Raw genomic sequence first — 20,220 nt, 5'->3', positions numbered from 1 at the left:
TATCTACTGCTCCAGGTAGCCCCGCAGGTACTCGATGTCGGCATCAACCAGTTCCCTGATACGACGCAGGGCAGTCAATTTGACCTCATCGCTTTCCCCTATGAGCTGCTCCAAGACTATGGATTCGAAAGGGATGTCTTTGATGCGAGCCAGGGTCTCTTTTAAGTCTACCTGAGTAAAAAACCCATTGAAAATGTTCATCAGCTGGCCGTGGAATTCCTCGGCCCACTGTTCCACCAATTCTTCGCTGGGCAGACCGTCGTCGTCATTAAAACGGCTCATGGCAATCCTCCTCAAACCTCTCCAACTATCCGCAGCCGGCGCGTGGTCCGCATACAACCGGCTTATAAGTTCAAATAATATTATAAGCTAATTTGGCCTGGACTCAAAGCTCTTAGCAGTAACCCTTCAAAAGGCAGCAGAATTAAAATAAGTCTTTCGCAATTTGCACCATTTTTTGATAAAATTTTGCTGTAAGTCGAATTTTATCTTCTCACCATATCATTTGTATGAAAGAAGAGATCACAACCTTGTTTTAGCTTTCGGATCAGGCTGGGACTTGACGGATGAAATCCCACTGCCTGGCTTAAGAGGCGCACAGCAACCCGGGGTCGATCCCCGGTGAAGGAGGAATATGATGCCGTTACAATCCACCCCCCTGTATCCAATGCACCTGAAGTACAAAGGCAAAATCATCGACTTCGGAGGCTGGGAACTGCCGGTGCAGTATGAAGGCATGGGGATAATCAAGGAGCACCACATGGTGCGTGAAAACGCCGGACTTTTTGACGTGTCCCATATGGGCGAGGTCATCATTACTGGGGAACGGGCTGAAGATTTTGTGCAAAAACTGGTGTGCAATGACGTACATGGTATGAAGGATTATCAGGTGCTTTACAGCCCGATGTGCTACCCACACGGCGGTGTGGTCGACGACCTCCTGATTTACCGCTACAGTCCCACCAAATACCTTCTGGTGGTAAATGCCGCCAACGTGGACAAGGACTTTGCCTGGATGCGGGAAAACCTGCTCCCCGGAGTAGAAGCCGAAAATGTCTCCTCTCAATACGCACAGCTGGCCTTGCAAGGCCCTCTCGCCGAAGAAATCCTGCAAAACCTCACCGATACCGAGCTCAGTCAGATCAAATTCTTTCAATTTAATCCGGCAGTAAAATTAGCGGGGGTAGAATGCATAGTCTCCCGCACCGGTTACACCGGCGAGGACGGCTTTGAAATCTATGTTGAGCCCGATCAGGCCGAGACTGTCTGGGAGGCGATCCTTGAGGCCGGCGGGGAGCGGGTCAGTCCCATCGGCCTGGGAGCCCGCGACAGTCTCAGATTCGAGGCCAAACTGCCCTTGTACGGGCAGGAAATAGATCAGGACATAAGCCCCCTGGAAGCGGGTTTGGGATACTTTGTAAAGTTTGACAACGGTGACTTTATAGGCCGGGAAGCCCTGTTGAAGCAAAAGCAGGCTGGTCTGAAGCGCAAGCTGGTAGAATTCGAGATGGTGGGCAAAGGCATTCCCCGCTCGCATTTTGAGGTACAGAAGGATGGGGTGGTCATCGGCCACGTTACCAGCGGATTACATGCCCCTACTTTTAAAAAGCCTATCGGTTTGGCGCTGGTTGACAGCAAGTACAGCAGTCCCGGCACCGAGATCGACATCATTATACGCGGCAAAGCAGTGAAAGCGGTGGTCGGTCAGGGCATATTCTACCGTAAAAGAACCAAGTCTAAATAGTAGGTGGTTTTAAACTAAGGTTTCTAATAGAATGGAGGATTTGGAAATGAACATACCTGAAGGACTGCTCTATACCGACGAACACGAGTGGATCAGGTTGGAAGGAAACACCGGCTATATGGGCATTACCGATTATGCCCAACATCACCTGGGTGATATCGTATTCGTGGAACTTCCTGAGACGGATGCAACTGTGTCTAAAGGCGATCCTGTCGGGGTCATTGAATCGGTCAAAGCCGTGGCTAATATGTATAGCCCCGTTGACGGTACCATAATAAGCATCAATGAGGAATTAGAGGATTCACCCGAGCTAATAAACCAGGATCCCTATGAGAACTGGATCGCCTCTATTGAAATCAGCGACCCTGGACAATTGCAGGAGCTGATGTCACCCGCAGCCTATGCTGAATTCTGCTCAGGCCTGGAAGATTAGGGAGGATAAAAATGAAATACACTCCCAATCCCGCCCCGGTAGTGGAGGAGATGCTCAAGATCATGGGCATCTCCAGCCTGGACGAGTGTTTCCGCGATATCAAGACAGACCTGAAGATCAAAGGTGGGCTCAATCTGCCTACGGGTATGGGGGAAATGGAACTGCGCCGCCATATGCAAAGCCTGGCCGCCAAGAATATTAATACCGAGGATTATCCGTGCTTCCTGGGGGCAGGAGCTTACGACCACTACATACCCGCGGCCCTGGAACAGCTATTGTTGCGCTCCGAGTTTTACACTGCTTACACTCCTTATCAGCCAGAGATAAGCCAGGGTATTCTGCAGTCCATCTTCGAGTACCAGACCATGATAACTAAATTGACCGGGCTGGAAGTGTCCAATGCTTCAATGTATGATGGCGGCAGCGCCCTGGCTGAAGCCTGCAGTTTAGCCTGCCAAAACGCTAAGAACCGCCGCAAGGTGGTCATCGCTGACACGGTTCACCCCCATTACCTGCAAATACTCAAGACTTACACCCTTTCAGGGCGAATGGAGCTAGTTATAGTGCCAGGCCAGGATGGTGCCGCAGACATAGCGGCCATGATTCAGGCCGTCGATGCCGAAACCGCTTGCGCGGTGATACAGCAGCCCAACTTCTACGGCATATTGGAAGACTGTACCGATCTGGTGAAAGCGGTCCATGCCAATAAAGCCTTATTCATAGTGGCAGCTGAACCGATTTCTCTGGCCTTATTGAAATCTCCCGCGGAATGGGGGGCTGACATCGCGGTAGGCGAAGGTCAGCCGCTGGGCAACAGTCTAAGTTTCGGAGGACCGTATCTGGGCTACATGGCTGCCAGCAAAGCCCTGATGCGCAAGATTCCAGGACGCATCGTGGGTCAGACTACTGATAAAGACGGCCAGCGGGCTTTCGTCCTCACCCTACAAGCTCGTGAGCAGCACATCCGCCGCGAACTGGCCCTATGCAACATCTGTTCTAATGAAGCCTTATGCGCCCTGGCAGCCGGCATGTACCTGGCCCTGGTGGGCGAATCAGGCCTGGCTGATATCGCCAGGCGCTGCTATCAACTAGCCCATTACGCCCAGGAACGCTTGGAAGCGGCTGGCTTCAAACTGAAATACCCCGGGCCTTATTTCAATGAGTTCGCCATTGCAGTTGATAATCCCGCAGCAGCCAACCAGCGGCTGTTGGAAAATGGCATCATCGGGGGATATGAACTGGAAGGGGCCTTGTTGTTAGCCTTTACCGAAAAGCACACCCCTGGTGACATCGACCGGCTGGCCGCCATTCTGGGAGGGAGATAATTATGAGCCAACTTTTATTTGAGAAGAACATCCCGGGAAGCAATGCCTTCAGCCTGCCGGAGATAGATATACCCGCAGTGGACCTGGCAGCCAGCCTGCCCGATCAATTCCGGCGCCAGAATCAGCCTGGCATCCCTGAGGTGAGCGAAGTTGAGGCGGTCAGGCACTATACCGAATTGTCACAGCGGGCCTATGGGGTGGACAACGGTTTCTATCCTCTGGGTTCTTGCACCATGAAATACAATCCCAAGATAAATGAATGGGCCTCGCGCCTGCCCGGTTTTGCCAGCATCCATCCCTTCCAGCCGGAAGACACTGTACAGGGGGCCTTGCAGCTCTACTGCGAAATGCAGCAGATGCTAGCCGAGATCACCGGTATGGATGGTTTCTCACTGCAGCCTGCAGCCGGCGCACACGGGGAGATGGCCGGAGTGATGATCATAAAGGCCTATCATAATAATCGCCAGGATTATGCGCGCACCAAAATGATGGTGCCCGATTCTGCCCATGGCACCAACCCGGCCACCGCCAACGTGGTGGGCTATGAGGTCATTGAGATCAAATCCACTGCTGAAGGACTGGTAGACCTGGATGATTTGCGCTCCAAGATGAGCCCTGAAGTGGCCGGCCTGATGTTGACCAACCCCAACACCCTGGGGTTGTTTGAAGAAGAGATCCAATCCATAGCCCAGATCGTGCACGACGGAGGGGGCCTGCTATACTATGACGGGGCCAATCTGAATGGCATCATGGGAGTAGCCCGTCCCGGCGATATGGGCTTCGACGTCATTCATGTCAATCTTCACAAAACCTTTGCTACCCCACACGGAGGGGGCGGGCCAGGTTCCGGACCGGTGGGCGTTAAAGCCCCCTTAATGGATTTTCTGCCTGTGCCAGTGGCGGTGCAGAGGGAACAGGGTTATGGTTTTGATTATGACCGTCCACTTTCCATCGGCAAGGTCAAGAGTTTCTACGGTAATTTTGGGGTAATCGTCAAGGCTTATGCCTACATCAAAGCCCTGGGTGCCGAAGGCCTTAAGGAAGCCTGCCAGCATGCGGTGTTGAATGCCAACTACCTCCGCCACCAGCTGCGGGAAACATACAATATTCCAATAGACCGCCTGTGTAAACATGAATTCGTGCTGAATTCAAAAAAACAGAGCCAGTATGGGGTTTCCACTATGGATATAGCCAAGCGTCTAATAGATTATGGATATCATCCCCCTACAGTGTATTTCCCCTTGATAGTCCCCGAGGCTATGATGATCGAGCCTACCGAGACTGAATCCCAGCAGCGCCTGGATGTGTTTGTGGATGTCATGAAGACCATCGCCAGGGAGGCACAAGATGATCCCGAAATAGTCAAAAATGCCCCTCATAATGCGGTGATCAAGCGGGTCGACGAAGTAACCGCAGCCCGGAAGCCCATAGTAAAGTGGGAGGCCCCCTGATAAGGGGCCTTCCCTTGGAGAGTCCTAGCGTAGGGGCGGGGCTCTGCTCCGCCCGGGTATCGGTGTCCCGAGTTTAATCAGCGGTAGGGGCGGGGCTCTGCTCCGCCCGGGTATCAGTGTCCCGAGTTTAATCAGCGGTAGGGGCGGGGCTCTGCTCCGCCCGGGTATCGGTATCCCGAGTTTAATCAGCGGTAGGGGCGGGGCTCTGCTCCGCCCGGGTATCGGTATCCCGAGTTTAATCAGCGTAGGGGCGGGGCTCTGCTCCGCCCGGCTTCAGAATTCGTGGAGGGAGATAGCAGCAGTGAAACTTCGACAACTGGCAGGACGGACCTATGCCATTGAGAGCGATTTCGCCTCACTGGGAATATACCGTTTAGACCAACAAAACTGCTTGCTCATCGACAGCGGACACAGTGCGGCCCATGCCCGGGAGACCCTGCGCATCCTGGAGGAGCAGGGCTGGGCAGTTGGCGCCATTTTTAATACCCATGGCCATGCCGACCATTGCGGAGGCAACCACTGGCTGCAGGAGAAAACCGGCTGCGACATATACGCCTCCCGAATCGAAGCGGCTTTTATTGAGAACCCCCTCTTACTGCCTTACAGCACCTATTCGGCCTATCCTCCTAAACTGCTCATGGGCAAATTCTTCATGCCCCAGCCTTCACGGGTAACCCGTATAGTTGAACCCGGACCGCTGCTGATTAATAATACCAGTTTCGAAGCTTTGCCGCTGACGGGGCACAGCCTGGGGCAAATGGGGCTGATCACACCCGACGGGGTACTGTTCGCTGGCGACAGTCTGGTATCAGAGCAGATTTTAGAGGCTCTCCCCTTCGTGTTCCTGGCCGATGTAGCCCGGCAGATCATCACCCTGCAGCGGCTTAAAGACAGCAGCTACAAGCATATATACCTGTCCCACGGCGGTCTCTCACAAGATGCTGCACCCATCATTAAGGCCAATTATAATACCTTGACCGATACCCTGGCGCAGATCGAGGACATTATCAGACGACCCCACAGTCTGGAAGGGGTGATAAGCCGGTTCACTTCCCGGCTGGGATCTGTCCTCAACCGCAATCACTATTTTCGCCTCAGCAACGCCATCTCCGCTATTCTGGCCTATATGGTCAACCAAGGCCAGGTGTCTATAACAATGGAAAACAACATTCCCCATTATTGCGTTTCGGGTAAAAAAGGCTCCTGCTCTTAGCAATCAAAATGCTGGCCAAAAAACAATACCCACCATCACTCAGTTCTGACAAAAGTTTAGACAAATCGGTTTCCATCAATCGTAAGTCTTTACATATGGTCCCAATGGGATCTGCTTTTGTTTAGATGTTGTCATCGGTGCAGATATTATTTCACCTGATATGCGCACAGGAAGGTTTTCACTGAATCAGGGGCTGAGTTCAACGGCAGAGCGCGACAGCTCTATCCTGGATCTCCCGCGGGATGATCTCGATACCTAGCCTTTGGCAGAGGATTTCACACATTGATTATGCGCACCCGTTCTACGTAAGGCCTGATGGCTTCCATCATGTCCTGCAGCTCGCGGGCGGTATAAGGCCTGGTATCGCGCAGTTCAGCTTCCAGAGCATTCCGGGGGTTGAACTGCTGCAGGGTAAACAGCCTGGCTCCCTGCACCGCTCTAGCCATTTTGATAAGGTCAGCAACCTTATGATAACGAGGCACCACCGTGGTCCTAAATTCCACCTCTATCGGTGCTGTTCGAAGCAGCTGCACGCTGTTGCGGATATTGAGGAAATCTTCTCGGCTGAGACGCCCGCACACCTCAAGGTAATCCTTGTATTCCAGCGGGGCTTTCAAATCCATAGCCACATAATCCAGCAGGTTATGAACTATTAAGCCTTTCAGTACTTCATAGCGGGTGCCGTTGGTGTCCAGTTTGACCAGGAGGCCCAGCTCCTTTACGGCCTGGCAGGCGTCGCTGAGGCCGGGGTTTAAGCTGGGCTCACCCCCGGTGATGACCACCCCGTCCAAAAACCCGGCCCGTTCCTGTAAGAAATCCAACAGGCTGGTCAACTCCAAGTCTTTGTTATCAGTGCGCCCCGGCTTTACCAGTAGATGCCCATTGTGGCAATAAGGGCAACGCAAATTACAGCCCCGGGTAAATAGCACCGCTGCTATTTTCCCGGGGTAGTCGACCAGACTCTGCTTTAACAAACCGGCAAATTTCATGCCAGACTCCGTGTCATACATATCATGCTAATATTCACCACAGAAAACAACCTTACGCTCTGTACCATCGCGCTCCGTGTCATTTATTCCTAACCGACCTTGTAAGTCTGCCGGTTCTTGAATTCCTGCTGTTTGCCTTCATTCCACTGATCTACCGGGCGCAGATAGCCAACCACCCGGGAATACACTTCACAGGAGGTCTCCTTACCGCTCTCCTGGCAATAGGGGCATTGAAAATGCTCACCCCGGATATAGCCATGCTCAGGGCAGATGCTAAAGGTCGGGGAGATATAGTAATAAGGCATATGGAACTGTTCACAGGCCTTTTTAATCAGATTCTTGACTGCTTCCACATCCGGCAAGGCCTCGCCCAGGAAAATGTGGAAAGTAGTGCCGCCGGTGTACAAGCTCTGCAGCGGGTCCTCCAGCTTCATGGCCTCCCACAGATCATCGGTGTAACCTACCGGCAGGAAGGTGGAATTGGTGTAGAATGGCTCCGCTCCCTTTTTCACAGCTTCATTATTAGCCACGATGATCTCCGGGAATAGTCTGCGGTCCTTCTGGGGCAGGCTGTAGCTGACCCCTTCCGCGGGGGTGGCTTCCAGGTTGAACAAGTTGCCGGTCTCTTCCTGATAGCTGTATATGCGGTCATTCATAAATTGCAAGACCTTCAAGGCGAATGCATGACCTGAAGGGCTGGCGATATCCTGGCCCAGGAAGTTCAGGCAGGATTCATTCATCCCAACCAGACCAATGGTGGAGAAATGGTTCACCCAATATTTGCCTGCGGCTTCTTTGACATTGCGCAGGTAGAAGTGAGAATAGGGATATAGTCCGGAATCAGTCAGGTTCTCCAACACCTTGCGCTTGATCTCCAGGCTGCCTTTGGCCAGGTCCATGATTTGGGCCAGCCGTTCAAAATAATCAGCCTCATTTTTGGCCAGATAACCGATACGGGGCATATTGATAGTCACCACCCCAATCGAGCCGGTCAAGGGGTTGGAGCCGAACAGCCCTCCACCGCGGCGGCGCAGTTCGCGGTTGTCCAGGCGCAGGCGGCAGCACATGCTGCGGGCATCCTCAGGGTCCATATCGGAATTGACATAATTGGCGAAACCGGGGATACCGTATTTGGCAGTCATCTCCCAGATGCGGTCATAAGCCGGATTCTTCCAGTCGAAGTCCCTGGTGATGTTGTAGGTAGGAATGGGGAAGGTGAACACCCGCTCTTCCGCATCGCCTTCCATCATCACCTCGGCAAAAGCCTGGTTGAGCATATCCATCTCCTTCTGGAATTCGCCATAGTTCTTATCCATCAGCTGCCCGCCGATGATAACGGCCTGGTCCTTGAAGGAATTGGGCACCTCGAGATCCATGGTGAGGTTAGTAAATGGTGTTTGAAAACCGACCCTGGTAGGCACGTTGACGTTGAAGATGAATTCCTGCAGGCTTTGTTTGACCTGCTCATAGTTCAACTTGTCATAATAGATGAACGGTGCTAACAGGGTATCGAAGTTGGAGAAAGCCTGCGCCCCGGCTGCCTCCCCCTGCAGAGTGTAGAAGAAGTTGACGATCTGCCCCAGGATGGTGCGAAAGTGCTTGGCAGGCTTGCTGGCCACCTTGCCGCGGGTGCCTTTGAAACCCTCGCGAATAAGATCCTGCAGGTCCCAACCCACGCAGTACACCGCCAGAATGCCCAGGTCGTGCATGTGGAAATCACCGCTTTCCTGGGCCGCTTTCATCTGCGGGGTATAGATCTGGTTTAGCCAGTACTGGCTGGTGACAATAGATGATATATGAAAATTCATGCCCTGCAGACTGAAGTTCATATTGGAGTTCTCTTTGACGCGCCAATCGCTGCGGTCCAGATATTTGTTGACGATCTCATTGCTTTCCAAAAGCTGTTTGGTGTCGCGCAGCATCTCGTGCTGTTTGCGGTATAATATGTAGGCCTTGGCAGTCTTATAGTGGCCCTTCTTGACCAGCACCTTTTCCACCAGGTCTTGTATCTCTTCTACGGAGAGGATCTCGTAATTATCCAGGCTCTGGTATTCGGCCAGTTCCACCACTTTGTCAGCCAGGGCTTGGGCGATTTCGATATCACGACCCCCTACCGCCTTGGCGGCCTGGAATATGGCGTTGACAATTTTCTGCTTTTCGAATGGCACCACCCGGCCATCACGTTTGCGTATACTAGTAATGCTCAAACTCTTTCCTCCTCGTTACAAACCACAATATATATGGTGTCATAATCAATCACCATACTATATACAGTATATAACAGCGTATCTCTGTACACAACGAGGACTGTTCTGGCATATCGCAGAAATTATATGCCACCATTATTAATACGGGCTCTTCTGTCCTTTTTCAGCCCTTTTGAAAAAGTTAACAGGATGGAGTTTGACCCCCACCCTGAGCCTTTAGTCCTATTGTTTCCCGCCGCTACGGCGCCTAAGTCCTGTCACCTGGCGGGATTATTTTCCAGTTATGATCTGCGCCCAAGTAAGGCCTGCACCTTCAAGGGGGCCTGAACAGATTATCCGGAGCATAGAGCTTATTCTACATAAGCCTAATTTCTATCTGGATACCGTACCGGGTGCCATTGACGCACTAGACTTCGGCAAAAATATCCCTTAGAGATATCATAAGCTCTGGAAAAGCGGTCGATTCTATGGTTTCCTCCTCAGTACAGGTTTTGAAGTTTTCTATGTCCCTTTCCGGAGAAAAGGAGTACTGTAAAATAGTCCGGTTTTGCAGATTTACCACCCAATATTCCGAAACCCCGCTTTTCATGTAGAGATTCAGTTTCGTGACCATATCCTTGCCTTTGGTGGAGGGAGACAATACCTCAACCACCAGGGCGGGCACGCCTTCATATTTATCGGATTGGTTCACCTTATCCAGATCACAGATAACCACCACATCAGGCTGAACGACATTGGGATCTTCTTCGAACTTGGTCGCAAAGCCAAAAAGCCTTACATCGAATGGCGATGTTAATGAGCGGCAGGCCTTGCCTTTAAAGTAGTTGTGCAAATGCCAGGATATTTCATTGACTACCATTTGATGTGTAAAGCTCGGCGAAGCCAGGAGGTAAATCTCGCCGTCAATGAGTTCGTACCTCTGGTCTGACGAATCGACCAGTTCCATATATTCCTCGTAGCTGACTTTTCTGGTACTTTTGTAGCCTTTGGCCTCTTCGTGAACCAAAAAATAATCCGGTTGCTGATAGCGGCTCAGTTTGGCCACGCTTTTTCCGTTTTTGGTAACTATAATATCTTCCTTCTCCACCAGGGCCAGATATTTCCCAAAAGCGTTCTGCAAGTCGGTAGTATTTACACGCATAGCGGCACCTCCACCATGTTATTAGCTAAAATAATAATATATTTTAGCTATATTTTCAATAACAATTTACCTATGCGTAGAGGAATGCTATCGGTAGCGGTAATCTTTGGTTGACAGCGGAACTACTGCAAGACCGTTTTACGATATGTATATTATTGGTATGCCGCCTAGCTTTTGAGCCAGGATTTCTTTCAGATATGCTTCAGCCTGCTGCCGGACATCGGCATTATAGCAGTATTTTCCCCGCCCTCTCCCAGTCATTAGAGATTTATCGTATAATTGAACCGCCTTGGGAAACGCTTCGGAATTTATAGCCCGGTGAATATAGCTATAAGTCATAAAGATTACTTCAATAAACAGATCCCGCTTGATTTCATCGCTGAGTTCGTCGGCCAGCTGCTCAATGAGCTGTGAATATAGTTCTTTCCAGTTGTCCAGCAAGACCACCGGCGCTATTAAAATCCCTACTCTGTAGCCTGCCAGATGCATTTGTTGCAGGGCTTTGATTCTACCTTGCAGGGAAGATGTGCCCAACTCCAGCCTTTGAATGATAGGCTGAGGATTGACGCTCATGCGCATGATGGTTCTATTACCATGATTCAAGTGGAGCAGGTTCTCCACCATGTCGAATTTGGTGGGGAAAGTGATGTAGCCTTTTGGACTGGTGGAGAAGTTTTCTATGGTCCATTCCAGGTTGCCGGTTATGGTATTTTCCAAAACCAGGTCGCTGTTGCTGCCGATCTCAAAGGTCAAATCCCGAGGTGAACGGTAGGCGGTCTTCATTAGTCGCTCCAGCATTTGTTCTCGGTTGACAAAAAGCCGTAAATAAGAGCATTTATTGAAATTGCACACCAAATAGCAATAGAGGCACATGGCCCTGCAGCCGGATGAGGTGTAAGGCACTAGAAAATCCGAGACTTTTTCATTGGGGGTATATTTTAAACTCTTTCGCACCCCCAGGATCAGGTAGCGTTTCATGCGCACGAACTCCCGGTTGGGATTCTTGCGTAATTCTTCGATATTATTATGGCTTTCAACAGGTGTCCAGGGCACACCTGCAAACTTGTCCCGCAGTTGTCTGCCCAGTTCATAGTTCAAAACCTGCGGCTCATAATAGATCTTTTCCGGGAACAAAGGCCCACCTCCTGGAGCTAGTATCTCAAAGGAGGTTGTTTCATATTCGCCTGGCGATGAACGGGGAGTCTAGCTTCCGGCGTTTCGGTTATTACTAGTTCTGTTTAAATTTAGGGTTGAAGCAGATTCAGTATTATAATGACAGGATCATTATTGAGTATGACGGACAAAGTGCCTGAAGAAGGGGTTTCATCCATTTCCTGACTTTTGCAAAATAGAGGAAGAAGAAAGCTCTCCGCGCCCCTAGATGATAGGCAATTGAGAGCTTTTCTTTTAATTGTAGGATTGTATATCTAAGCTTTGCGGATGTCTTTCAGTTTACCATACGGTAAGATTTCAGGAAGTTGTAAAGTACTTAGGATTGCCGAAAAGTCTTCATTTGATTGGTTCTTTAGATAATATGAGCTGTTGCTTTTTGCATCATCAATAACAGTAAGATTAGCACTTCGAAGAGCATCTTGGATCTTTTCGGTAGACAACTCAAGTTTTTCTTTTCTGAGTTTGTATTCTAGATACCGCTGGATTACCAAAGCCAGGTAGCACATTACGAAATGGCCGCGAATACTCGATTCTGTCCAAACAAAGATGGGTCTGGCCTCTAAATTGCTTTTCATAACCCTGAAGCTCTCCTCAATCTTCCAAAGGCCTTGATAGATCCCTATCACCTGCGCCGCTGACAGGCTTTTGTCCGAGCTTTGAATTCCATAATATCCATCGAATTGTGCATCCATTTCAACCTGATTTTCGTTGAATGAAACGTGATCGTCATCAAAAATGGCCAGTTGCACATACTTTTTGCCACCCTTTTTCATTTCTGCTTTGAGACTGGATTTGGAGTCCACAAGGCGCCGGGACTTCTCTATCAATCGTTCGCGGTCTCTACGGTCTTTCTCAGCACGTTTAGCTGACCAAGTTATCACCATATTGTCATCGAGCAAGACTTTTTCGCCATTAATCTTAACACTGTTCTGAAAATTGCAGACCTTCCATTTAAATTGCGGGCTCTCCACAGTGTAGCCCTCGTCCCCAAGAACTAGGTTCTTAATTGCTTTACTTGCAGATCGGATTTTGTATGCCATGACATAATCAAAACCTTTTGACCTGAGGTAGGCCAGGTTCTGTTTAGAATTTAGCCCACGATCAGCGGTTATTATAATCTTCTTTATGCCATAGGTTTCCCGTAAGTATTCCATAACTGGCACCAGCGTCTTAAAATCATTGGTATTTCCGGGGAACAGTTCATAGCTAATTGGGATGCCCTCATCGTCAATTAAGAGCCCCATTACGACTTGGACCTGATTTACTTTGTTGTCTTTAGAATAACCGAACTTCTTAAGTTCATCGGCTCTGACTGACTCAAAGTAATAAGTGGTAACATCGTAGAAAGCAACTCCAAGGTTGCGTGTCATTTTAAGTGATAGCTGCTTGTTCAAGTGCCTTTCCAGAGATTTCTTTTCATTGGCAAGAAAAGAAAGACTCCGGTATATTTGTTCTAAATTCATTTCCTTGGAGTTGATAAAGAACTCCTTTTGTTCAAAGCTCTTTTTCTTTGATGCCGGTTTTAGCAGCCGGAAGTAAACGAGCATAGATGTCGTATCTTTGACTTTGAACTTAAGGTTGGAATCACGCTTCTGGCGATAATCGAAGAAGTAATCAAGTTTCAATTCATCCCAGATACTCTCGTATACCTTAACGCCGTAATTACGAATAGGAAAGCCTTTAGCAGCGTCGTTATCAGATCCTTCCAGGTAATGCTGGATATCTTTAAATATTGCTTCTTGTTTAAGACTCTCGTTGAAAGCCCTGGACTCCCGGCATTCTCTGCGCAAACGATTCAGAATTCCAGGCTCCTGCGCTTCCAATTCGTCTGCACGCCCTAATACCTTAAGTACCCTGGTCTTGGGCTTCTTATTAACTGGATCCCGATAAGACTCCACGATTCTCACATATTTGATCCCTCGGCTGTTATATACCTGTAGACTGCTCATGCCTGCACCCCTCGTATGAACCAAGTATAGTATAACCATATTATAACATACATACGTTAGATATACAGTAGAGGGATATAAAAAATACCCGATAAATACTAATATTACAGCATTTACACGGGTATTCTTTTCAGCTTATCTGCAAAAGTCAGGAAGAAGGGGTTTCATCCATTTAAAAAAGTCAGCAGGATGCCGGGCATCCTGCTATACTATCAAAATCAGGTTTTATGGTCGCGAATGTAGCTTTCCGCCCTCAGACGGGCTTAAATCTTTGCTAATATTTCGCCTAGTTGTTTATTGCCGATCTCTTCGAGATCATATCTCACCCTGATAGATGGTTTATTTATGCGCATTATTCTGCTTAAATCAATGGGCGTCCCTATTATTACCAGCTCAGCCGGGGAATTATTGATGGTTTTTTCCAATTCCTCGATCTGACTTTTCCCATAACCCATCGCAGGCAGAAGCTTGGACAAATGACCCCATTTGGCAAAGGTATCCTTTATACTCCCCACTGCAAACGGACGAGGATCGATCAGTTCAACAGCTCCGAGTTTCTCTGCAATGATCACGCCTGCTCCATATGCCATATGTCCATGGGTAAGAGTAGGCCCATCTTCTATTACCAAAACCCTTTTTCCGGCTATTGCTTCCGGATCGTCGACTTTTATGGGTGAGTTGGCCTTTATTATTTTCACTTCCGGGTTGATTTCTTTGACAGTGTTTATAACGTTCTCAACTGCTGCAGGATCAGCGGAATCGATTTTATTGATTATTGCTATGTCAGCCATACGCAAATTGGTTTCTCCGGGATGAAAGCTGGTTTCGTGACCAACCCGGTGAGGATCCACCACCACAATGTGCAGATCTGTATTATAAAATGGCAGGTCATTATTGCCACCATCCCACAAAATTACATCAGCTTCTTTTTCGGCCATTTCAATAATTGCTTGATAATCGACTCCAGCAAATACCACCATACCATTATCAATATGAGGCTCAAATTCTTCTCTTTCTTCAATGGTGCAATTAAACTTTTCCAGGTCTTCATAGCTGGCAAAGCGCATAGCCAACTGCTGTTCCAAATTGCCGTAAGGCATGGGGTGCCGGATTATGGCAACCTTTTTCCCCATTTGAGTGAGCAATTTAGCCACATAACGAGTGGTTTGACTCTTGCCGCTGCCGGTTCTAACGGCTGTGACCGCAACCACCTTGGCTTGGGACTTTACCATGGTGTTTTTAGGTCCCATAAGGCGAAAATCCGCACCACAAGCCAAGACCTGTGAGGCTTTGTGCATCACATATTCATGGGAAATATCACTATAGGCAAAAACCACCTGGTCAACATCAAATTTCTTTATTAATTGTTCCAGCTCTTCTTCGGGATAAATGGGAATTCCCTCGGGATAAAGGTCCCCGGCAATACTGGCCGGATATACTCTTCCCTCAATGTCGGGTATTTGGGTTGCTGTAAAGGCTACTACCTCAAAATCATCATTGTTACGGAAGTAGGTGTTAAAATTGTGAAAATCCCTACCAGCTGCTCCCATGATAATTACACGCTCTTTTTTCAATCTACATACTTCCTTTTCTTTTTATTTTTTTACATTAAGCAAAAAATACTCACGCAACTAGGAATTGTGGTAATGACCTGTCTCCCCAATATACCAGAACGATTTTGGTCTTAGGTTGGTATTCCAGAGTAGTATTAATGGTATTTTTACTGGATTTAGATCTCACACCCAGCTTATAACTCAGCCGCATAATCCCAGGAGTAGGCTTGAATATCACTTCTGGGTATCCAGCCCAGGCTTTCATAAAAAGCTATGGCCTGACTGTTATGCGGGTAGACAAACAGGTTGACCTTGACCGCACCGCGCTCTTTTAGTATCCCAAGGCAGCGTTCCAGCAGCGATTGGCCCAGTTTGCGCCGCCGCCACTGGGGCAGAACGGCCAGGTGGTATATCATCCCCCGGCGCCCGTCGAATCCACCCAGAATGGTGCCTACAATGTTATCCCCGTGCCAGGCGATCAGGCACGAGCTCGAATTGTTTTTGAGCATTATCTCCAGGCTGGCCGGTTCATCGCTGCGCCCCAGGCCGACACCTTCAATCCCCTTCCAGAATTGTATCATTGGCTCAATGTGCTCAACCTGAGCCTCTCTTATCACCCAGTCCGACTTCATCCCCTCCCCCTTGTAACCAACCACTCCTACATGGTCAGGGCCATGATGGCTTTATGAGCATGCAGGCGGTTTTCGGATTCATCAAAAATAGCCGACTGCGGCCCGTCCATAACCTCATCGGTGATTTCTTTGCCGCGTTTGGCGGGCAGACAGTGCAAGACGATGGCATCGGGCCGGGCCAGGCTCATCAGCCTGTTGTTGACCTGATAGCTTAAAAAGGCCTGTTCCTTCTCATCAGCCTCGTCTTCTTGTCCCATGCTGGCCCAAACGTCAGTGTAGATGACATCCGCGTCCCGGACCGCTTCGGCGGGATCGCTTACTACCCATAGTTTGGCTCCGCTTTCCTGTGCGTCTTCCAGTGCTTGCTTAAATACCAGCGCATCCGGTTCATAGCCGCTGGGAGAGGCAATAACCACGTCCATACCCACTTTGGCACCACCATAGAGAAGTTCATGGGATACATTGTTGCCGTCGCCGATAAAGGCCAGTTTCAGGCCTTTCAGTCTGCCTTTGTGTTCCAGGATGGTCTGCATATCGCCTATCACCTGGGTGGGATGCAGGAGGTCGGTCAGGCCGTTGATGACCGGCACCGCAGACCAGCGGGCCAACTCCACAACCTCGTCATGGTCGAAGGTGCGAATCATGATCCCGTCCAACATGCGTGACAATACCAGAGCGGTGTCTTTGATGGTCTCCCCGCGCCCCAGTTGTATATCCCGGGGACTCAAAAACAGGGCATGCCCCCCCAGTTGATACATGCCCACTTCAAAAGCCACCCGGGTGCGGGTGGAAGCCTTTTGAAAAATCATGCCCAGGGTTTTGCCGGCCAGATACGGATGAGGTATGCCTGCTTTCTGCAGTTTCTTAATTTCCATAGCGGCTTCCAGTATGTAGGCCACTTCCCGGGGGGTAAAATCGTGTATGCTTATAAAATCCCGGCCCCTCAAACTGTCATTGAGTTGATACATCCTGTTCACTCCTCCGTCTGTAATATGTTAATAATACTCTAGGCTGTGGCAGACTCCTGCAGAGCCTGTGCGAATATGGCCACGGCCTGTTCGATTTCTTCGTCACTCACTGTCAGGGGCGGCACCATGCGGACCACATGAGAGCCGGCTCCGACCAGCAATAATCCTTTGCCGATACAACTCTTGATGAGGTCGGCTACCTCGATTGACAGTTCAATGCCCACCATCAGCCCCTGGCCACGCACCTCCACGATTCGCCCGTCTTTGAGTGCCTTGAGCTTCCCCATCAGGCTTTGCCCGGCAGTTTCAACCCGCTGTAGAAAAGCGGGATCATCGATTATGCTTAAAACCTGTTCTGCCACCGCGGTTCCCAGGGGATTGCCCCCGAAAGTGGAAGCATGGTCGCCTGGCGCGAACCCGCTGGCAGCTTTATCGCTGCTGAGCATGGCGCCAATGGGGAATCCTCCTCCCAATCCTTTGGCAATAGTCACTATATCGGGCTTGATGCCGTAATGCTGGTAGGCAAACAGACTGCCGGTACGGCCCATGCCGCACTGCACCTCATCGAATATGAGCAGGATGCCGGCCTGGTCGCAGAGCTCACGCAAGCCCTGAAGGAATTGCGGGTCAGCCGGCCTGATGCCGCCCTCGCCCTGTACCGGTTCAACCAGGATCGCTGCAGTTTGATCGTCTATGATAGTTTTCACCGACATCAGATTGTTGAATTCAGCGTAATGAAAGCCAGCTGGCAGGGGTTTAAAGCCTTCCTGGTATTTAAGCTGTCCGGTGGCGGTCACCGCGGCCAGGGTGCGTCCATGGAAGGACTGCAGAAAGGTGATAATATGGTTCCTGTCCGGCTGGCCCTGGCGGTAGAAATATTTGCGGGCCAGCTTGATCGCGGCTTCATTGGCCTCAGCCCCGCTGTTGCAGAAGAATACCTTGTCCAGCCCCGAGCCTTGAACAAGTCTGGCAGCTGCTTTCACCTGCGGTTCAATCCAGTACAGGTTGGAGATATGCCACAGGGTTTCGGCCTGTTGGTGCAGGGTTTTTACCAGTTGGGGATGACAATGTCCCAGAATGCATACCGCAATACCTCCAACGAAGTCCAGGTAGGCCTTGCCGTCGGCATCCCACAACAGGCTGCCCTGCCCGCGCACGAAACTTAGCGGATAGCGCCCGTAGGTATTCATTATGTACTGCTGCCCTGCAGCAGCTATATCGAGATTGCTCATAACCATGCCTCCCAATTTTTCATTCACCCTAAGCCTATTCGTTGACCACCATGGTGCCGATGCCTTCGTTGGTGAATATCTCCAGTAGTATGGCGTGCGGCACCCGGCCATCGATGATATGGGTGCGCCCCACCCCGGCCCGAACCGCTTCCCGGCAGCAGTCCACTTTGGGAATCATTCCCCCGGCAATGGTGCCGTCGGCTATATAGCCCTCAATATCGCTGAGACGCAAAACCGAGATTAAGGTCGAGGGATCATGGGCGTCTTTTAACAGTCCGGGCACATCGGTCAATAATACCAGTTTATCAGCTTTCATGGCAGCGGCTATTGCTGAAGCCACCAGATCGGCGTTGATATTATAGCTGTCCTGATTATCGTCAATGCCTATTGGGGCTATTACCGGGATATAATTGTTGGCGATCAGGGTCTCAATCACTCCGGGATTGATCTGCACCACCTCACCCACAAAGCCCATTTGGGCAGAGTCGCCCACCGCACGGGCTTTGATGAGGCTGCCGTCCTTGCCCGAGATGCCGATGGCCTGGCCGCCATTGGCGTTGATGCCGGCCACGATTTCCTTGTTGACCTTGCCACCCAGCACCATCTCCACCACCTCCATGGTGGGACGGTCGGTTACCCTGAGGCCATTGACAAATTCACTCTTGATGCCCAGGCGCTTGAGCATAGTGGTTATCTCTGGACCGCCGCCATGAACCACGATGGGGTTCATTCCCACATACTTCATCAAAACGATGTCCTGCATGATTTTCTGCTTTAGTTCACATTCCACCATGGCTGCGCCGCCGTATTTGATCACCACCGTGCGCCCGTAAAAATCCTTAATATATGGTAATGCCTCCACCAGGATCTCAGCTTTCTCCAGTGCTGACAGATGCATCTCTTTCTCCTCCTTAGGGTGACTTTATTAATCCGCCAGTATCTAATCTATGCCCATCTCTGGGAATACGTGCAGTAAATGTCATCAAGTGCGGTAATCAGCATTTATCTTCACATAATCATAGGAAAGGTCGCATCCCCAGGCGGTGGCTGAAGCCTGACCGGATTTCAAATCCAAGATAATGGTTACGTTCTCCTTCTCCAGTTCCTGGCGGGCTTTATTCTCATCGAATTTGAGGCCCATGCCGTTCTCAGCCATCTTCTCCCGTCCCAGGTAGATATCCACCCGCTGGGGATCAAATTCGGCCCCGGAATATCCGGCGGCGGCCAGAATGCGGCCCCAGTTGGCGTCATGGCCAAAGATGGCGGCCTTGGTTAAATTGGAGCCGGTGATGGAGCGGGCAATAGTTCTGGCAGTGGTCAGGTCTGCGGCTCCAAGCACCTGCACTTCAACCAGGTGGTTGGCCCCTTCGCCATCCCGGGCGATCTTTTTGGCCAGGGCGGTATTGAGGTAGTTAAGAGCAGTCGCAAAAACCTGGTAATCGGAACCACTGGCATCGTTGATCTGCGGGTTGGCAGCCAGCCCGTTGGCCAGAACAACTGCCATGTCATTGGTCGAGGTGTCCCGGTCCACACTGATCATGTTATAGGAAAGGTCAGCTGACTGTTTCAAAGCCAGGGCGAGACAGCGGCTGTCAATATTGGCATCAGTGGTGATAAAGGCCAGCATGGTGGCCATGTTGGGATGGATCATCCCCGAACCTTTGGCAATGGCCCCGATGGTTATGGTTTTACCGTGCAGCTCAAACTGCACCGCGATCTCCTTTTTCACCAAATCGGTGGTCATGATGGCCGCAGCCGCATTGGCCGAACCTTCCGGCGACAGCCCCGCTACAGCCGCCTTGACCCCGGCTTGCACCCGCTCCAGGGGCAGCTGCACGCCGATTACTCCGGTGTGGGCTACCAAAACGTCGTGGGGATCGAGTTTCAACAGCTCGGCGGCGTAAGCCGCAACCGCTATGCTGTCATTTAACCCCTGTTCGCCGGTGCAGGCATTGGCATTGCCGCTGTTAACCACCAAAGCCTGAGCCTGCCCGTTCTCCAAATGCTTTCTGCACATATCAATACAGGCCGCATGCACCAGGTTGGTGGTATATACCGCCGCTGCCTGGCAGGGCAGGGCCGAATAGATCACGGCCACATCCCGCCGGTTCTTATATTTTATCTCGGCCATCACCCCCTGGGCTAAAAAGCCTTGCGGTGCGGTGACGCCTCCTTCTATAACCTTCATGTTTATTCCCTCCGTTTTAACT

General features: G+C 50.4%; 17 protein-coding genes. 5 read left to right on the top strand and 12 right to left on the bottom strand.

Annotated elements, in window-relative coordinates; all coding sequences use genetic code 11:
• Positions 1-3: 3 nt before the first annotated feature.
• On the bottom strand, positions 4-282 hold the full coding sequence (locus AC15IQ_RS04810; protein ID WP_483177538.1) for a hypothetical protein: 279 nt from the start codon (positions 280-282) through the stop codon (positions 4-6).
• 355 nt (positions 283-637) lie between these two features.
• Here AC15IQ_RS04810 and gcvT point away from each other — a divergent pair, with 355 nt between their 5' ends.
• The 5 genes from gcvT (at position 638) to AC15IQ_RS04785 (ending at position 6,166) form a co-directional block, all read left to right on the top strand.
• Positions 638-1,744 carry a glycine cleavage system aminomethyltransferase GcvT gene (gcvT, locus tag AC15IQ_RS04805; protein ID WP_483177537.1) on the top strand — a complete coding sequence of 369 codons (1,107 nt, stop codon included), beginning with the start codon at positions 638-640 and terminating at the stop codon, positions 1,742-1,744.
• Between the two features lie 46 nt (positions 1,745-1,790).
• The gene (gene gcvH, locus AC15IQ_RS04800; protein WP_483177536.1) at positions 1,791-2,177 is read left to right on the top strand and encodes a glycine cleavage system protein GcvH; all 387 of its coding nucleotides are present in this window, start codon (positions 1,791-1,793) and stop codon (positions 2,175-2,177) included.
• Between the two features lie 11 nt (positions 2,178-2,188).
• Positions 2,189-3,502 carry an aminomethyl-transferring glycine dehydrogenase subunit GcvPA gene (gcvPA, locus tag AC15IQ_RS04795; RefSeq protein WP_483177535.1) on the top strand — a complete coding sequence of 438 codons (1,314 nt, stop codon included), beginning with the start codon at positions 2,189-2,191 and terminating at the stop codon, positions 3,500-3,502.
• 2 nt (positions 3,503-3,504) lie between these two features.
• The gene (gene gcvPB, locus AC15IQ_RS04790) at positions 3,505-4,953 is read left to right on the top strand and encodes an aminomethyl-transferring glycine dehydrogenase subunit GcvPB (protein ID WP_483177534.1); all 1,449 of its coding nucleotides are present in this window, start codon (positions 3,505-3,507) and stop codon (positions 4,951-4,953) included.
• Positions 4,954-5,254: 301 nt separating this feature from the next.
• Entirely contained in the window at positions 5,255-6,166 is a 912-nt protein-coding gene (locus tag AC15IQ_RS04785; RefSeq protein WP_483177533.1) for an MBL fold metallo-hydrolase, read from the top strand.
• A gap of 275 nt (positions 6,167-6,441) precedes the next feature.
• Here the strand turns inward: AC15IQ_RS04785 and AC15IQ_RS04780 are convergent, their stop codons facing one another.
• The 11 genes from AC15IQ_RS04780 to argJ all read right to left on the bottom strand — a co-directional run bounded on the left by AC15IQ_RS04780 (position 6,442) and on the right by argJ (position 20,198).
• Positions 6,442-7,155 carry an anaerobic ribonucleoside-triphosphate reductase activating protein gene (locus tag AC15IQ_RS04780; RefSeq protein WP_483177532.1) on the bottom strand — a complete coding sequence of 238 codons (714 nt, stop codon included), beginning with the start codon at positions 7,153-7,155 and terminating at the stop codon, positions 6,442-6,444.
• Between the two features lie 89 nt (positions 7,156-7,244).
• Entirely contained in the window at positions 7,245-9,362 is a 2,118-nt protein-coding gene (locus tag AC15IQ_RS04775) for a ribonucleoside triphosphate reductase (protein WP_483177531.1), read from the bottom strand.
• Positions 9,363-9,768: 406 nt separating this feature from the next.
• Positions 9,769-10,503: a type II toxin-antitoxin system prevent-host-death family antitoxin gene (locus AC15IQ_RS04770; RefSeq protein ID WP_483177530.1), complete on the bottom strand. Its 735-nt coding sequence runs from the start codon at positions 10,501-10,503 to the stop codon at positions 9,769-9,771.
• A 138-nt stretch (positions 10,504-10,641) separates the two neighbouring features.
• A complete protein-coding gene (locus AC15IQ_RS04765) occupies positions 10,642-11,637 on the bottom strand; it encodes an SPL family radical SAM protein (RefSeq protein ID WP_483177529.1) in 996 nt (331 codons plus the stop codon).
• Between the two features lie 293 nt (positions 11,638-11,930).
• On the bottom strand, positions 11,931-13,625 hold the full coding sequence (locus AC15IQ_RS04760) for an IS1634 family transposase (RefSeq protein WP_483176844.1): 1,695 nt from the start codon (positions 13,623-13,625) through the stop codon (positions 11,931-11,933).
• A gap of 263 nt (positions 13,626-13,888) precedes the next feature.
• A complete protein-coding gene (locus AC15IQ_RS04755; protein WP_483177528.1) occupies positions 13,889-15,199 on the bottom strand; it encodes a cyclic 2,3-diphosphoglycerate synthase in 1,311 nt (436 codons plus the stop codon).
• A gap of 173 nt (positions 15,200-15,372) precedes the next feature.
• On the bottom strand, positions 15,373-15,810 hold the full coding sequence (locus AC15IQ_RS04750; RefSeq protein ID WP_483177527.1) for a GNAT family N-acetyltransferase: 438 nt from the start codon (positions 15,808-15,810) through the stop codon (positions 15,373-15,375).
• Positions 15,811-15,836: 26 nt separating this feature from the next.
• The gene (gene argF, locus AC15IQ_RS04745; RefSeq protein ID WP_483177526.1) at positions 15,837-16,778 is read right to left on the bottom strand and encodes an ornithine carbamoyltransferase; all 942 of its coding nucleotides are present in this window, start codon (positions 16,776-16,778) and stop codon (positions 15,837-15,839) included.
• A gap of 38 nt (positions 16,779-16,816) precedes the next feature.
• Complete coding sequence (locus AC15IQ_RS04740; RefSeq protein WP_483177525.1) at positions 16,817-18,010, bottom strand: acetylornithine transaminase; 1,194 nt, start codon at positions 18,008-18,010, stop codon at positions 16,817-16,819.
• A 34-nt stretch (positions 18,011-18,044) separates the two neighbouring features.
• Entirely contained in the window at positions 18,045-18,908 is an 864-nt protein-coding gene (argB, locus tag AC15IQ_RS04735) for an acetylglutamate kinase (RefSeq protein ID WP_483177524.1), read from the bottom strand.
• 84 nt (positions 18,909-18,992) lie between these two features.
• Complete coding sequence (argJ, locus tag AC15IQ_RS04730; protein ID WP_483177523.1) at positions 18,993-20,198, bottom strand: bifunctional glutamate N-acetyltransferase/amino-acid acetyltransferase ArgJ; 1,206 nt, start codon at positions 20,196-20,198, stop codon at positions 18,993-18,995.
• Positions 20,199-20,220: the final 22 nt, after the last annotated feature.

The organism is Syntrophomonas sp. DTU019 (assembly GCA_913757435.1).
Classification (GTDB): Bacteria; Bacillota; Syntrophomonadia; order Syntrophomonadales; family Syntrophomonadaceae; genus DTU019.
Note: the sequence above shows the minus strand (reverse complement) of the source record. Positions and strands in the feature narration are given on the sequence as shown.

Bases quoted from the DNA above. Each gene is read 5' to 3' on its own strand.
- AC15IQ_RS04810 (WP_483177538.1), bottom strand. From the start codon at position 282: ATGAGCCGTTTTAATGACGACGACGGTCTGCCCAGCGAAGAATTGGTG.
- gcvT (WP_483177537.1), top strand. From the start codon at position 638: ATGCCGTTACAATCCACCCCCCTGTATCCAATGCACCTGAAGTACAAA.
- gcvH (WP_483177536.1), top strand. From the start codon at position 1,791: ATGAACATACCTGAAGGACTGCTCTATACCGACGAACACGAGTGGATC.
- gcvPA (WP_483177535.1), top strand. From the start codon at position 2,189: ATGAAATACACTCCCAATCCCGCCCCGGTAGTGGAGGAGATGCTCAAG.
- gcvPB (WP_483177534.1), top strand. From the start codon at position 3,505: ATGAGCCAACTTTTATTTGAGAAGAACATCCCGGGAAGCAATGCCTTC.
- AC15IQ_RS04780 (WP_483177532.1), bottom strand. From the start codon at position 7,155: ATGAAATTTGCCGGTTTGTTAAAGCAGAGTCTGGTCGACTACCCCGGG.
- AC15IQ_RS04770 (WP_483177530.1), bottom strand. From the start codon at position 10,503: ATGCGTGTAAATACTACCGACTTGCAGAACGCTTTTGGGAAATATCTG.
- AC15IQ_RS04760 (WP_483176844.1), bottom strand. From the start codon at position 13,625: ATGAGCAGTCTACAGGTATATAACAGCCGAGGGATCAAATATGTGAGA.
- AC15IQ_RS04750 (WP_483177527.1), bottom strand. From the start codon at position 15,810: ATGAAGTCGGACTGGGTGATAAGAGAGGCTCAGGTTGAGCACATTGAG.
- argF (WP_483177526.1), bottom strand. From the start codon at position 16,778: ATGTATCAACTCAATGACAGTTTGAGGGGCCGGGATTTTATAAGCATA.
- AC15IQ_RS04740 (WP_483177525.1), bottom strand. From the start codon at position 18,010: ATGAGCAATCTCGATATAGCTGCTGCAGGGCAGCAGTACATAATGAAT.
- argB (WP_483177524.1), bottom strand. From the start codon at position 18,908: ATGCATCTGTCAGCACTGGAGAAAGCTGAGATCCTGGTGGAGGCATTA.
- argJ (WP_483177523.1), bottom strand. From the start codon at position 20,198: ATGAAGGTTATAGAAGGAGGCGTCACCGCACCGCAAGGCTTTTTAGCC.